This is a genomic window from Actinoplanes sp. NPDC049668, from assembly GCF_044465445.1.
GTDB lineage: Bacteria > Actinomycetota > Actinomycetes > Mycobacteriales > Micromonosporaceae > Actinoplanes.
This window is the reverse complement of record NZ_JBITLR010000008.1, coordinates 177798-191051: the sequence shown is the minus strand read 5'-3', so window position 1 is coordinate 191051 and position 13254 is coordinate 177798. Positions and strand designations below refer to the sequence as shown.

At 71.2% G+C, this 13254-nt stretch carries 18 protein-coding genes; 13 read left to right on the top strand and 5 right to left on the bottom strand.

The annotated features are described in order from the left end of the window. Positions 1 to 323: 323 nt before the first annotated feature. Together ACIBSW_RS31860 and ACIBSW_RS31855 are read left to right on the top strand one after the other, a co-directional pair. Entirely contained in the window at positions 324 to 752 is a 429-nt protein-coding gene (locus ACIBSW_RS31860) for a CAP domain-containing protein (RefSeq protein WP_354724409.1), read from the top strand. Positions 753 to 873: 121 nt separating this feature from the next. After that, positions 874 to 1338, top strand: coding sequence for a hypothetical protein (locus ACIBSW_RS31855; RefSeq protein ID WP_354724407.1), 465 nt, complete (start codon positions 874 to 876; stop codon positions 1336 to 1338). Here ACIBSW_RS31855 and ACIBSW_RS31850 read toward each other — a convergent pair. Continuing rightward, entirely contained in the window at positions 1324 to 2268 is a 945-nt protein-coding gene (locus ACIBSW_RS31850) for a LysR family transcriptional regulator (protein WP_354724405.1), read from the bottom strand. The genes ACIBSW_RS31855 and ACIBSW_RS31850 overlap by 15 nt on opposite strands. Before the next feature lie 93 nt (positions 2269 to 2361). Here ACIBSW_RS31850 and ACIBSW_RS31845 point away from each other — a divergent pair, with 93 nt between their 5' ends. Genes ACIBSW_RS31845 through ACIBSW_RS31835 form a run of 3 tightly spaced genes read left to right on the top strand, consistent with a single transcriptional unit; the run spans position 2362 to position 4159 of the window. Next, the gene (locus ACIBSW_RS31845) at positions 2362 to 3168 is read left to right on the top strand and encodes an alpha/beta hydrolase (protein ID WP_354724403.1); all 807 of its coding nucleotides are present in this window, start codon (positions 2362 to 2364) and stop codon (positions 3166 to 3168) included. 54 nt (positions 3169 to 3222) lie between these two features. Next, positions 3223 to 3804 (top strand): hypothetical protein, encoded by a 582-nt coding sequence (locus tag ACIBSW_RS31840; RefSeq protein ID WP_354724401.1) that lies wholly within the window; start codon positions 3223 to 3225, stop codon positions 3802 to 3804. Between the two features lie 28 nt (positions 3805 to 3832). Next, entirely contained in the window at positions 3833 to 4159 is a 327-nt protein-coding gene (locus ACIBSW_RS31835; protein ID WP_354724399.1) for a TraR/DksA C4-type zinc finger protein, read from the top strand. Here ACIBSW_RS31835 and ACIBSW_RS31830 read toward each other — a convergent pair whose 3' ends face one another. After that, on the bottom strand, positions 4160 to 4570 hold the full coding sequence (locus ACIBSW_RS31830; RefSeq protein ID WP_354724397.1) for an MmcQ/YjbR family DNA-binding protein: 411 nt from the start codon (positions 4568 to 4570) through the stop codon (positions 4160 to 4162). Positions 4571 to 4589: 19 nt separating this feature from the next. Further along, positions 4590 to 5672 carry a hypothetical protein gene (locus ACIBSW_RS31825; protein ID WP_354724395.1) on the bottom strand — a complete coding sequence of 361 codons (1083 nt, stop codon included), beginning with the start codon at positions 5670 to 5672 and terminating at the stop codon, positions 4590 to 4592. A 41-nt stretch (positions 5673 to 5713) separates the two neighbouring features. On the opposite strand from ACIBSW_RS31825, the gene ACIBSW_RS31820 reads away from it, so the two are divergent. The 3 genes from ACIBSW_RS31820 to ACIBSW_RS31810 are packed head-to-tail and all read left to right on the top strand — an operon-like array spanning position 5714 to position 7956. Further along, positions 5714 to 6277 (top strand): 3'-5' exonuclease, encoded by a 564-nt coding sequence (locus ACIBSW_RS31820; protein ID WP_354724393.1) that lies wholly within the window; start codon positions 5714 to 5716, stop codon positions 6275 to 6277. Between the two features lie 54 nt (positions 6278 to 6331). Beyond that, positions 6332 to 7387: a calcium-binding protein gene (locus ACIBSW_RS31815; protein ID WP_354724391.1), complete on the top strand. Its 1056-nt coding sequence runs from the start codon at positions 6332 to 6334 to the stop codon at positions 7385 to 7387. A gap of 59 nt (positions 7388 to 7446) precedes the next feature. Continuing rightward, complete coding sequence (locus tag ACIBSW_RS31810) at positions 7447 to 7956, top strand: DinB family protein (protein ID WP_354724389.1); 510 nt, start codon at positions 7447 to 7449, stop codon at positions 7954 to 7956. Positions 7957 to 8078: 122 nt separating this feature from the next. Here ACIBSW_RS31810 and ACIBSW_RS31805 read toward each other — a convergent pair whose 3' ends face one another. Then, positions 8079 to 9539, bottom strand: coding sequence for a calcium-binding protein (locus tag ACIBSW_RS31805; protein ID WP_354724387.1), 1461 nt, complete (start codon positions 9537 to 9539; stop codon positions 8079 to 8081). A 118-nt stretch (positions 9540 to 9657) separates the two neighbouring features. Further along, complete coding sequence (locus ACIBSW_RS31800; RefSeq protein ID WP_354724385.1) at positions 9658 to 10398, bottom strand: arylamine N-acetyltransferase; 741 nt, start codon at positions 10396 to 10398, stop codon at positions 9658 to 9660. A 57-nt stretch (positions 10399 to 10455) separates the two neighbouring features. On the opposite strand from ACIBSW_RS31800, the gene ACIBSW_RS31795 reads away from it, so the two are divergent. The 5 genes from ACIBSW_RS31795 to ACIBSW_RS31775 all read left to right on the top strand — a co-directional run bounded on the left by ACIBSW_RS31795 (position 10456) and on the right by ACIBSW_RS31775 (position 13252). Then, complete coding sequence (locus ACIBSW_RS31795; protein ID WP_354724383.1) at positions 10456 to 10983, top strand: hypothetical protein; 528 nt, start codon at positions 10456 to 10458, stop codon at positions 10981 to 10983. A gap of 140 nt (positions 10984 to 11123) precedes the next feature. Beyond that, positions 11124 to 11372 (top strand): hypothetical protein, encoded by a 249-nt coding sequence (locus ACIBSW_RS31790; protein WP_354724381.1) that lies wholly within the window; start codon positions 11124 to 11126, stop codon positions 11370 to 11372. Positions 11373 to 11466: 94 nt separating this feature from the next. Next, complete coding sequence (locus ACIBSW_RS31785) at positions 11467 to 12147, top strand: helix-turn-helix domain-containing protein (protein WP_354724379.1); 681 nt, start codon at positions 11467 to 11469, stop codon at positions 12145 to 12147. Between the two features lie 5 nt (positions 12148 to 12152). Then, positions 12153 to 12848, top strand: a complete 696-nt coding sequence (locus tag ACIBSW_RS31780; protein ID WP_354724377.1) for an MIP/aquaporin family protein — start codon at positions 12153 to 12155, stop codon at positions 12846 to 12848. Continuing rightward, positions 12845 to 13252 carry an arsenate reductase ArsC gene (locus ACIBSW_RS31775; RefSeq protein WP_354724375.1) on the top strand — a complete coding sequence of 136 codons (408 nt, stop codon included), beginning with the start codon at positions 12845 to 12847 and terminating at the stop codon, positions 13250 to 13252. The genes ACIBSW_RS31780 and ACIBSW_RS31775 overlap by 4 nt, the downstream gene beginning before the upstream one ends. Positions 13253 to 13254 lie beyond the last annotated feature (2 nt).

The following is a 13254-nucleotide window of genomic DNA, read 5'->3' as shown; positions in this document are numbered from 1 at the left end:
GTCATGACGCAGGTCACGCCCCGAAACTTATGTATGCCTAAGCTGCCCTCCCCGCGGTGACGACAATGCGCCCGCGGGCACCGCCGTGTCCGCTCGGATGGGGTGTGCCAGGACGCATCGGCACCCTCGCCCGGCCGAAAGTATGGTGCGCAACCGGTAGGCAACCTCCTGGGAACGATGGGCGCACCGAACGACCGCGAATCTCTTTCATGTGACCGGCCAACGGGGGCCGGACCGGATGGGGGAGATTCAAAGTGGCTCGCAAGACGGTGCGCAAGGTTGTTTCGACGGTCGGCGTCATGCTGGCGGGTATCGGAGCCTCTATGGCTGCCGCGGCCGTGACCGCCGCGCCCGCACAGGCCGCGCCGGTCGCCACCTCTACCCTGCAGTCGCAGCTGGTGACCTACACCAACAACACCCGCGTGCGGGCCGGCTGCAAGGCGATCCGGGTCGACGCCCGGCTGCTGAAGGCCGCGCGCGGACACAGCGCCTACCAGGCCCGCACCAAGAAGATGAGCCACGTCGGTTCGGGTGGTTCCACCTTCATCCAGCGCGGCGTGCGGGCGGGCTTCGCCCACCCGCGGAGCGAGAACGTCGCGTACGGCTACCGCACCGCGTCGGAGACGATGAAGCGCTGGATGGCCAGCCCCGGGCACCGGGCGAACATCGTCGACTGCAAGGCCAAGACGTTCGCGGTCGGCGTGGCCTACGCCAGCGACGGCGCCCCGTACTACACCCAGATGTTCGGCTGAGTCTGATAGCTCACACCTGACCCACACGAGCCGCCCGGCGCCACGCCGGGCGGCTCGCCTCGTCACGGCAATGGTGAGGATCTCCTCGACATCGAGACGGGGCGGGCACACACTGACCCGTGTGATCGACAACGCCGCGTTCGACGCGGCCCGCCGCCGGGCCACCGCGCGTGACGGGGTACTCACCGGCCAGTACGTCCTGGTGGACGGCGAGCTGCTGGCGCAGGCGTACGGGTGTTGGGAGCCCGACGGCGTTCACGTGGTGGTGAACGCCGACTCTCCGGGTGCGGTACAGGACCGCCCCGGTAGGTGGATCGTCCAGGTGCCGCACGAACGGATCGCCATGTCCGTTTCGTTCACGACGCAGGCCCGGCACCGCGCCGGCGGCATGCTGGAGCTGACGGCCCGCGACGGTGACGCCGTCCGCGCGACGTGGTGGCGCGGCCCGAACCACAGCGACAGCCGGAGCATCCCGGACGGGTTCATGTGGGAGAAGAACGACGACTACTACTACGGAACGGTCGGGTGGGGCGACCTCGACGACCTCACGGTCTCCGTCGAGGTCCATTCGTCAGACCGAACCTGACTCCGGGGCCGGCAGCCAGGTCGTGCCCGGATCCGCCGGCACGGCGGGCCAGCCGGGGGACAGCTCGTCCACCGCCGCGTGCAGGGCCCGCAGCCCGGGGTGGTCGGTGCCGGCGCGCCAGATCATCGCCCAGGGGAAGAGCGGGACCGGATCGACGACCGGGCGCAGCACGCCGCCGGGCACGGCGGGCTGGGTGCTCATCACCAGGATCGGCCCGCTGCGGCCCGCCAGGTGCTGTGTCAGCTCGTCGACGCCGTGCACGTGCGGGTGGGCGCCGGCCGCGTCGACGCCGAACGGGGCGAGCAGCTGCAGCATCGCGTGTTCCCAGCCGGGAGTGGCGTGGCTGCCGGCGCGGAAGCACACGCCGGCACCGCCCAGCGCCCGGAGCGGGACGGCGTCGTACGCGGTGAGCGGATGATCCGCGGGCAGCAGCACCGCGAGCGGCTCGTGGCGCACCGGGCGGTGCCGCAGCCCGTCGAGGCGGTGCGGGATTCGGCCGAAGGTGACGTCGAGGCGCTCGGCGAGCAGCAGCGGCACCGCGTCGTCGGTGCCGGTGTGGAAGCGGGCGAAGAACTCCACCTGCGGGGAGCGGCGCCGGGCGGTCGCCAGGACCAGGGCCGGGGTGAGCCCGGCGCCGACCACGTCGACGGTCAGCGAGCTCGGCTCGCCGTGCAGCTCGCGCAGCGTGGTGTCGTGCAGCGCGAGCAGCTCCCGCGCCCGGCGCAGCAGCGTGTGCCCGGCCGGCGTCAGCACGACCCGCCGGGTGGTCCGATCCAGCAGGCGCACCCCGGCCCGGTCCTCCAGCCGCCGGACGTCGCGGCTGAGCGCCTGCTGCGCCAGGAACAGCCGCTGCGCGGCCCGGCTGAAGTGCAGCTCCTCCGCCACCACGACGAAGTGACGCAGCAGCCGGATGTCGAGATCCTCGGGCACACCTCCGTTGTACTCGATTCACACACTCAGCGCGTCAATCGGCCGCCAACAGGTGTTGGCGTTCGGACCGCCACCCGGCCCACGATCGGAACCATGACCACCATGACCCGAACCCTGCCCGTACCCGGTGGACGGATCCACTACGAGGTGCGCGGCAGCGGACCACTGCTGCTGCTGGCGGCCGCGCCGATGGGCGCCGACGTGTTCGCGCCGATGGCCGACGCGCTGTCGGACCGGTACACCGTCGTCACCCACGACCCGCGCGGCGTCGGGCGCAGCCCGCTGGACGACCCGGCGCAGGACTCGACGCCCGAGCTGCGGTCCGACGACGTGATCGCGCTGCTCGACGCGCTCGGGGCCGACTCGGCCGACATGTTCGGCACCAGCGGCGGCGCGCTGACCGGCCTGGCGCTGGCCGTACGGCAACCGGGGCGGCTGCGCACCCTCGTGGCGCACGAGCCGCCCGTGCTGCGGCTGCTCCCGGACGCGGCGGCGCAACTGGCCGCGGTCGAGGACACCGTGGCGGCGTTCCACCGCGACGGGCTGGGCGCGGCGTGGCAGCGATTCATGGAACAGGCCGGCTACGACGGCGAACACCCCGACGAGGACCCCGGCGAGCACGAACCCTCGGAGCAGGATCTCGCCGACGGCGCCCGGTTCTTCGCACACGAGCTGTGGCACACCACGAGCTACCTGCCGGACGTCGCGGCCCTCGCCGCCGGCCCGGTCCGGGTGGTGGTCGGGCTCGGCGTCGAGTCACACAAGCTGTTGACCTGCCGAACGTCCGTGGCGCTGGCCGAGGGACTCGGCACCGCACCGGCCGACTTCCCCGGCGAACACACCGGCTTCGCCGACCACCCGGCCGCATTCGCCGAGGCGTTGCACGCGACGCTGCGGTAACGATCGTCGGCGATAGGGTTGTCTGCTCACGACGTCGAAGGGACGCCCCGCCGCATGAAGATCACCGCAGCGCAGGCCGACGAGTTGCTCGCCGGTGCCTGGTTCGAGGATTACGCGAGCGAGGTCGAGCTGTACGAGGAGCCGGTCACGGTCGACGAGTTCGACGTGGCGGCCCGCCGCGACGAGCTGGGCGACACCGAGATGGTGCTGTTCGGCGGCGGGCTGACGGTCCGCGGCACCCTCGATCTCGGCGAGGACATCCACTCGATCTATGCGGTGCGCGGGCACCTCCGGGCGCGACGCCTGATTCTCGGGGACGCGATCCTGGTCGTCGACGGCAAGGTGGAGATCGGCGAGTGGATCCTCGGCGGGCAGACCCAGGGCCTGTTCGACGTCGGCGGCCGACAGATCGAGTCGGACGCGGACGCGATGCTCGCCGACATCCAGGCGCCGGTCATCGTGATCTACGACCGCGGTCGCGGCGTGCTGGTGCTCCGCGAGAACGGCGAGCCTCGGGAGAAGGAGCACCTGGTGGCGCGGGCGCTCGAAGACCTCGACCCCGACTCGCGACCCGATCCGCTGATCGGCGACCGGCTGCGGGAAATACTCCTGGCCGGCGAGCCGATCTTCCGCTGACCCCGGAACGCGTCGTTACGCTGGCGGGATGGTTCGGGATGAGCTGCTGCGGCTGCGAGCGAACGCGGAGGCCGAGGCGGCGACCCTGGCCCAGGACCTGCAGGCACTGTTCACGGCGTCGCGGGATTCGAACGCCGACGACGAGCACGACCCGGAGGGCGCCACCATCGGCTTCGAACGCGCCCAGCTGACCGCGTTGCTGGCCGCCGCGCGGAACCGGATCGCCGAGATCGACGACGCGCTGCACCGGGTCGACACGGCGACCTACGGCGTCTGCGAACGATGCGGGCAGCCGATCGCCGAGGAACGGCTCGCCGCGCGGCCGTTCGCCCGCCGCTGCATGGCATGCGCATAGTCAGCCGCCGGCGATCACTCGCCTGGCGAGGAACTTCGGGGCCATTTCGCAGTAGCTGTCGGTGATCAGCTCGGCGACCTCAGCCCAGTCCGTATGGTCGTCGAGAAAGACGGCCGCGACGTTGTGGCCCCACGGCGCCCGGAAGAACGGGAAGCCGCGTGCGGTCAGGCCGAGCAGGTCGTCGAGGGGCACCCGAAACGTCAGCACGGTCGGTGCCTCGCCCGCGACCACATGCTCGGCGTAGACCGGATAACGTTCGAGATCCGGCGTGTAGACGTGTGCGATCGTCCGCGTGCGGATCCGCCATCGGACGCCGATCCAGGCCGCTTCCTCGTAGGCGTCGGGCAGCCGCCGGCAGATGGGCCGCAGCCGGTCGAGGATTTCCGGTGGCACGTCTCCAGGGCCGGACATGGACCGACAGTAACGGCTGTCAGGGCTCGGCTACGAACGTACGCATGGTTTCGGGATTGAAGGGGAGCCCGTAGGAGAGCACCAACCCCATGAAATTGCCGAACACCGGGGCCCGGCCCCATCCCCAGGTGCCGGGAGAGTCGGCCAGGGCACGCACGAGACGCCGCTGCCGCGCGTCGAGATCGGCGAAGCGAGCCCCTTGGGCGAGCCGCCCGTCGGGGAAGGCGCGCCGAAGCGCCTCGCCGACGACCGGCAGCGACTCCGGGCCGCTGACCGCCGGAATCCGCGCCAGGAGCGCGTCGAACGCCGCCTCGGCGTGCGCGTCGCCGACCTGGCGCAACGCCAGCCCGGCGAGGCCGGACAGGTCGCCGTCGAGGTAGGGAATCTCCCGCTCGCTGGGCCGGTCCCCGCCGGCCCAGCTCAGCAGCTCGGTCACCGCGGCCGGGTCGGCCGCCGGCCCGCGCAGCCGCGCGTGCGCGACGGCCGCGCCCCACCGCACCAGCTCCCGGTCGTCGGTCAGCGCGGCCCGGACTACCCGCTCAGCGGCCCCGACCAAACCGAGCGCGACCAACGCCGTCGCGCCGGTCGCCGCCCGGCGGTCGCCGACCGCGGCCACCAGCGGGCCGGTCACCGCCACCGCGTCCTCACCGAACCACCCCAACGCGTACGCGGCAGCGAGCCGAACCGCCGGCTCCTCGTCGACCAGCAGTGCGCAATACAGCGGTACGCCGGAACGGACCGCGTCGTAGACCCGAAGCTCGACGTCCGCGAGCGCCCGCCGCCGGTAGGAGGCAACGGGGAACGGGTCGGGCAACCACGACTCGTCGTATCCGATCGCCAGCGAAGTCAGCAGGCTCAGGAGCTCGTTGCGCTCACGCGTGCCCGGGTCCGCGAGCAGCTCGATCAGGAACGGCACGGCATGAGCGCTCGCCTCGTACCGCGTACCTTGGTGAAAGATGTTGCCGTAAAGGCCCCGGCGCGCGTTCTGACGCGCCGCCGGGTCGGTGTCCCGCAGCGCCCGAATGAGATCCGGTACGTCCGCCGCGGACCCGTAGGCGTGCTCCAACCCCGCCCACGCCACACCGTCAAGCCCCTCCAACACGAGCGGCAACATACCGCGGCCCACCATTAGAGTGCTCACCCGTGAATGAGCCTTCTGAACGGTTCCTCAATGTCGTCGACGTGGAGGCGACCTGCTGGGCCGACGGCCCGCCGCGCGGTGAGTCGAGCGAGATCATCGAGATCGGGATCTGCGTGGTCGACACCGCCGACTGGCGGCGGGTCGAGAAGCGGCGAATTCTGGTACGGCCGCGCCGGTCGCGGGTCAGCGCGTTTTGCACCGAGCTGACCGGGCTCACTCAGGCCGATGTGGATGGTGCCGCGGACTTCGCCGCCGCCTGCGCTCAGGTCCGGGACGAGCTGCGCGGACGCCACCGCACCTGGGCGAGTTGGGGCGAATACGACCGGCGCCAGTTCGAACGCCAGTGCGTCGGCGGCGCCGGATATCCGTTCGGCACCCGCCATATCAACGTCAAGGAACGGTTCGCGGCCGTATTCGGCCTGCGCCGGGAGGTCGGCATGAGCCGGGCCCTCGCGCTCGCCGGCCTGCCGCTGGAGGGACGCCACCACCGCGGCGACGACGACGCATGGAACATCGGCGCGATCGTCGCCGAGCTGGCCCGCCGGGGACAGCCGGTAACCGGCTGATCAATCTATGATCGCGACCATTGCACCGTCCACATTCAGCACGGGGGAAATTTCATGGCGTCTGCAACTCATCTGTCCCGAATAGGGATGGTCCTGCTCACCACGATCGGCGTCGGCGTGCTCGCCTCGCCCGCCGAGGCGGCGTCCACCGGCGTGGTCCGCGTGGTCAAGACGACCGAGGTCGAGTACAAGGCCGCCGTCGGCAAGGCGAACAAGATCGTCATCACCCGCTCGGGCCGTACCGTCACCATCGACGACAACGTCCGGATCAAGGCGGGCAAGGGCTGCAAGGCCGTCCGGGGCGACAAGACCAAGGTGCGCTGCAAGCTGCCGAAGAACCCGACCAGGGTACGAATCTACAGCGGCACCAGGAACGACACCGTCACCAACAAGACGGGCATCGCGTCGCTGCTCGACGGCGGCAGCGGCAGCGACAGGCTCTACGGCGGCGCGGGCGGCGACGTGCTCACCGGCGGCACCGGCAACGACACGCTCCACGGCCGGGCCGGCAACGACAGGCTCTACGGCAACGAGCACGCCGACAAGCTGTACGGCGGCGACGGCAACGACGCCCTGGAGGGCGGCCTCGGCAACGACCTCCTCTCCGGTGGCGCCGGCGACGACCGCCTCGAGGGCGACGTCGACCCCGAGGACTCGCACGGTTCGTATGGCGCCGACGTGTTGCTCGGTGGCTCCGGCCGCGACACCGTCGACTACTACCGCGCGCAGGCGACCGTCGACCTCGACGGCGCGAAGGGCGACGACGGCGCGCCCGGCGAGCGGGACACCGTCGGCACCGACGTGGAGAACATCACCGGCGGCGACGGCGACAACGTCTTCACCGGCAACGGCGCCGCCAACCGCCTCACCGGCGGCGAGGGCAAGGACGTCTTCCACGGCGGCGGCGGCAACGACGAGCTCTACGGCAGCTACGGCTCCAACCGCCTGTACGGCGACGCCGGCGACGACACCATCTACACCCGCTACGTCGGCGACGAGCCGCACACATACAACGCCGACGAGGTCGACGGCGGCGCGAACACCGCGGTCGGCGACCTGTGCCACGTCAGCCCCATCGACGTGGTCGCCGGCTGCGAACGGCTCGGCTGAGACACACCGGCGGGCCGGCGCCGTCCGGCCCGCCGGGCTCATCGACGGAGAATGGTGCGATGACGATGCCGTTCCCCTCGCCGACGATCCCCGCGACTGGGCAGACCGAGGTGTTTCTGCGGTACCTCGACTACTTCCGGGAGTCGGTGCTGTCGAAGGTCTCCGCGCTGCCCGACGAGGAGTTGCGCCGCAGCAGGCTTCCGTCCGGGTGGACGCCGCTCGAGCTGCTCAAGCATCTGCGCTACGTCGAGCTGCGGTGGATCGAGTGGGGATTTCAGGGCCGCGACGTCGGTGACCCGTGGGGTGACCGGCGCGAGGACCGGTGGCATGTCGCGCCCGACGAGACCCGCGACGATCTCGTGGCGGCGCTGCGCGCTCAGGGCGCGCACACCACGGCCGTGGTCGCCGGCAACGATCTCACGGCCGTCGGGGCGCCCGGCCCGCGCTGGGACGGCGCGCCGCCGGCGACGCTGGAGCGGGTGCTGTTCCATCTCCTGCAGGAGTACGCCCGGCACGTGGGGCACCTCGACGTCGTCGCCGAGCTCGCGGGCGGCCCGGTCGGCGAGTAGCCCTCACAGGTCGGCCGGCCTCGCCGAGGCGGTTCATGCTCTGCGGAGAGTCCGACCGGGCACCGTGGGATTCTCGCCGCGAAGCGCCGAGCCGATCCGATCGTCACGCCAGCGTGAACTCTTCAGCGGGACACCGGATCTGGCCAGTAGAGCTCGGCGTACTCGCAGTTGGTCGTGACGTCCGTCGCGTCCGCCCAGCAGTTGTCGCCGGTCTGGGTGGCATTGTCACCGCCGTCCAGGTGGTCCGATTCCGGGTATGAACCCCCACCGGTGTCCAGCCAGTCGTCGCCCGCCTCGCCGTACAGCGTGTCCGCGCCGCTGTCGCCGGAGAGCAGGTCGTCGCCGGCGCCGCCGCGGAGTACGTCGTTGCCGTTCTCGCCGAAGAGCCGGTTGGCGGCGGCGTTCCCGGTCAGGCGGTCCGAGCCCTGGCCGCCGGTGACGATCTCGACGTCCGAGCCGACCGTGTCGTGCTCGCCCGCCTGGCCGTCGTCCCGGGGCGCGCCGTCCAGGTCCACGGTGATCGGCCGGGTGTACTGGTAGTAGTCGACGGTGTCCACGCCGGCGCCGCCAAGCAGGACGTCCGCCGCGGCGTCCGGCGAGTCGTAGTCGCCGTAGAGCACGTCATTGCCGTCGCCACCCTCCAACCGGTCCTGTCCCGCGGCGCCCGAGAGGACGTCGTTGCCGCCGAGGCCGCGCAGCGTGTCGTTGCCGGGGCCGCCCTCCAGCAGGTCGAGGCCGGAGTGGCCGGTGAGGCGGTCATTGCCGTCGCCGCCCGTCAGCCCTTCGATGTCGGCCAGGAGTGTGTCGCGCTCACCGGCCTCGCCGTCGTCTCCCTTGGCGCCGTCGAGGTCGGCGGTGATCGCCTTGCGGCGACCCTGGTAGTAGACGAAGTCGACGCCGCTGCCCCCGCTGATCAGATCGGCGCCGGTGCTGGAGGACGGAATCGGGTTCTGGTGCAGCCAATCCTGGCCGGCCCCGCCGTACTCCTTGTCGTTGCCCTGCTCACCGGAGATGTTGTCGTTGCCGGCCTCGCCGTACAGGAAGTCGTTGCCCAGGCCGCCGTTCAAGAAATCGTTGCCGGCGCCACCGTGCAGCCGGTCGGCGCTGTCTCCACCGTCGACACGATCGCCACCGCCGCCGCCCCAGATCTGATCCTTGCCGGCGCCGCCGCTCAGCAGGTCGGCGCGGGGACCGCCGGTGATCCGGTCATTGCCGTCACCGCCGCTGGCGGTCATCGGCAGGTCGGTCTTGTTGACCACCGAGTCGTTCTTGGCGCCGAGATAGACGCGGATCCGGACGGGCGCCTTCCGGGTGGTGCAGCGGACCTTGGTCTTGTCGATCTTCTTGCAGCCCTTGCCCGGCTTGACGGCGACCACATCGTCGATGGTGACGGCGTTGCCGGAGCGGGTCGCCACGACCTTGTTGGTGGTCTTCGACCCGGCCTTGTACTGAATCTTGGTGCCTTCCACCACGGACGCGACGCCGGCGGCGGCCGCCTGCGCGGGCGCGACGAGGAGACCAACCGTGGTCGCGGACGTGAGCAGGGCCAGGCCGGCACAGCCGTACCAGAAAGAACGAGACACCGAAATCCCTTCGGGGTGCGAAGACCGTCAGGATCATAGATGTCCGTCGTGACGAGCGCTGCCCCGTCGCCGCCGCTCCGCCCCGGGCGGGTGCCGGTTTCGACCGGGACCGAGGTCGCTATGCCACGGCGCGGTCGAGGACCACGCCGAAAAGATCGCGGTAGGCGGCGAGCAGGTCCGCGTCGCTGTCCAGCGCCGTCTCGGTCCGGCCCTCCTGGTTGGTACGGATCAGATTCCGCCCCGAGATGGTGATGCGGCCTTCCCCGTCGAGGCGGGTGCAGATCGTGCCCTTCCGGAAGTGCGAACCCGGCCAGGTCTGCTGCCACCAGCAGGCTGGCTCGAAGTCGCCGAGGTCACGCGCGCGCGGCTCGACCTGGTACTCCGGCTTCCCGTCCCGGCTGACCAGCAGGTCACCGTCCGGCGCCGGGGCGACGACGAAAACCCCGCCCGGGTCCTTCTGCTCGCCCCGGTCGCTCACTTTCAACGGGTACGCCGAATGGGCCCCGAATCCGACGTCGAACAGCCACCGCTCGCCGTCCTGATCGGTCACCAGCAATGCCAGGTGATCGAAGATCGGCCCGAACCGTTCGCCGTTGTGTACCCGCGCACCGACCCGCGCCACGGCGTACCCGAGTTCTTCCAGCACGATCGCGATCGCGCCGTTGAGCTCGTAGCAGAAACCGCCCCGCCGCCGCCGTACGATCTTGTCGAAGAGGTCTTCGGGTTTGAGTGAGACCGTCTCGCCGAGGTGGATGCCGAGGTTCTCGAACGGCACCGCCGCCTGGTGGGCACGGTGCAATTCGCGCAGCGAGGCGCTCCGGTCCGCGCCGATCCGGTCGAGGTATGCGTCAACGTCCATGCCCCAAGCCTCCGACGTCAACCCCGCTTCAAGTCAAGCTGCACAGGAGGGTCTGTCATGAGCCGCCGGCTGACCGCCGTCACCACCACCACACTCCTCGACCACCGCCTGTTCGAGCTTGTCGACGAGGATCACGGCGAGGCGCTGGAGGCTCCGCATCGAACCGGTGGCTGGGTCACCGCCGGACGCTCCAGCGTTCTGGTGGAGACCCCGTATGACAACCTCGACGCGATCCTCCGCCTGGAGGAGTGGGACGGCGAGCCCGGCCCCGAGCCGGACGACGACCGTGGACCGTGGGACGACGTCGTCACGGTCGGCATGGAGTGTTCATGCCGCAACGGGACCATCGGGATCAACCAGATCACCGCGGGGTGGGACGACAGCGGGTTCGCCCTCAGCAGGCCCGGCCGCTATCACGTGCGCCTGGCGTGCCGAAACGGCGGGGCCGCAGAGCAGGCCTACCGCGACGTGCTGGCGACCTTCGACGAGGCGGACTGGAACGGCGCGGCCTGCGCGCAGGCCACCCGCGCGATCGCCGTCAAAGAGGAATACCTCGTCCGCTTCTGGCCCGCCGAGACAGATTGAGCCGTACGGGGCCGTCCGGACAACCGCCCGGCCGCGTCCGGGCATGTCCGGACAACCCCGGCGAGCCTTCCGGTACGAGCGCAGGCGCCGGATCGTCTCGGCGGACGTCATCACGACGCGCTCTCCGAGAGGACATGGGTATGACCATCGCCAAGCCCGATCACCGCAGCCGCAGCCGGCGCAACCTGCTGCGAACGTTCAGCCTCGTCGCGGCCATGGCCGCCGGCCTGACCGGCATCGCGGCGGTGCACGTCGCCGCTTCCGCCGGTGCCGGCACGACGGTCGAGGCGGGCAGGACCGGCCCCGGGGGATGGCTGGACGTGTGGTGCACCGAACACGGTGGCGGCATGTCGACCAACCCCGACGGGACCGAGACCTGCAACCTGTAGCTCGACCCGCTTTGCCTGGCGCCCGGGGGCAGCTTGACCTGCTGCCCCCGGGCCGGCCTTGACTCCGCGAACATGCTCACCGATTATTGAGTCAATGAATGCTGAGCCGTCTTCGTTGCGGGCGCGCGCCCGGATCCACGCCGCCCTGGGCGACCCCGCCCGGCTGGCGATCGTGGACGCCCTCACCCTCGGCGACGCCTCACCCGGCGAGATCGGCCACCACCTCGGCATGCCGACGAACCTCGTCGCGCATCACCTCAAGGTGTTGCAGGAGGCCGGGCTCATCGCCCGGTCCCGCTCGGAGGGCGACCGCCGCCGCACCTACCTGCACCTGCTACCCGGCGCCCTGGCCGCGCTCACCCCGCCCCGACTCGACGGCGCCGACCGGGTGGTGTTCGTGTGCACCCACAACTCGGCCCGCTCCCAACTGGCCGCCGCCCTGTGGCGCGACCGCATCGGCGGAACCGTCGCCTCCGCCGGCACCCAGCCGGCATCCCGGGTGAACCCGCGGGCCGTCAGGATCGCGCGCCGGCACGGACTCCGGCTGGACCCCACCGGCACGGCACACGTCGCCGACGTCGTCCACGACGGGGACCTGGTGATCGCCGTGTGCGACAACGCGCACGAGGGCATGACCGGCCCGGCCCGGCCCCGCCTGCACTGGTCCGTGCCCGATCCCGCCCGCGTCGACACGGATGACGCCTTCGAGTGCGCCTACGCCGATCTCGCCGGCCGCATCGACCGCCTCGCGCCCGCACTCACCCCGGCCCACTGACCCCCATGCATGAGATCACCCTGTGGCGGCGCCTGCTCGCCGAGTTCGTCGGCACCGCGCTGCTGGTCACCGCCGTCGTCGGCTCCGGCATCATGGCCACCACGCTGTCCCCGAACGACGTCGGCCTGCAGTTGCTGGAGAACTCGATCGCCACCGCGTTCGCGCTCGGTGCCCTGATCCTGACGTTCGGCCCCGTCTCCGGCGCACACTTCAACCCGGTCGTGTCGGCCGCCGACTGGGTTCTCGGCCGCCGCACCCGCACCGGCCTCACCGGAACCGACCTCGCCGCGTACGCGCTCGCGCAGACCGGTGGCGCGGTCGCCGGGGCCGTGCTGGCCAACCTGATGTTCGACCTCGCCCCGGTCACCTTCTCCACCAAGGAGCGCGCCGAGGGGCATCTGTGGCTCGGCGAGGTGGTGGCCACCGCCGGCCTGCTCCTGCTGATCTTCGCCCTGGCCCGCTCCGGGCGCGTCGCGGTCGCACCCGCCGCCGTCGGCGCCTACATCGGCGCCGCCTACTGGTTCACCAGCAGCACCAGCTTCGCCAACCCGGCAGTCACGGTCGGCCGCGCCTTCACCGACACCTTCGCCGGCATCGCCCCGAGCTCGGTACCCGGATTCGTCGCCTTCCAGATCATCGGCCTGTTCGCCGGAGTCGGCCTGCTGTCGGCCCTGTATCCCGTGAGGAGCCCGCGATCATGAGTGACCGGCCCACCGTTCTGTTCGTCTGCGTCCACAACGCCGGCCGCTCCCAGATGGCCGCCGGATGGCTCCGCCACCTCGCCGGCGACGCCGTCGAGGTCCGCTCCGCCGGCTCCGCGCCCGCCGACACCATCAACCCGGCCGCGGTCGAGGCGATGCACGAGGTCGGCATCGACATCACCGACCAGACCCCCACCAAACTCACCTGGTACGCGGCACAGGAGTCCGACGTCATCATCACCATGGGTTGCGGCGACGCCTGCCCCGTCTTCCCGGGCAAGCGCTACGAGGACTGGAAACTCGATGACCCGGCGGGCAAGGGCGTCGACGCCGTCCGCCCGATCCGCGACGAGATCAAGGCCCGGATCGAGGCGCTGCTGGCCGACCTGATCCCGGCTGGCTGACG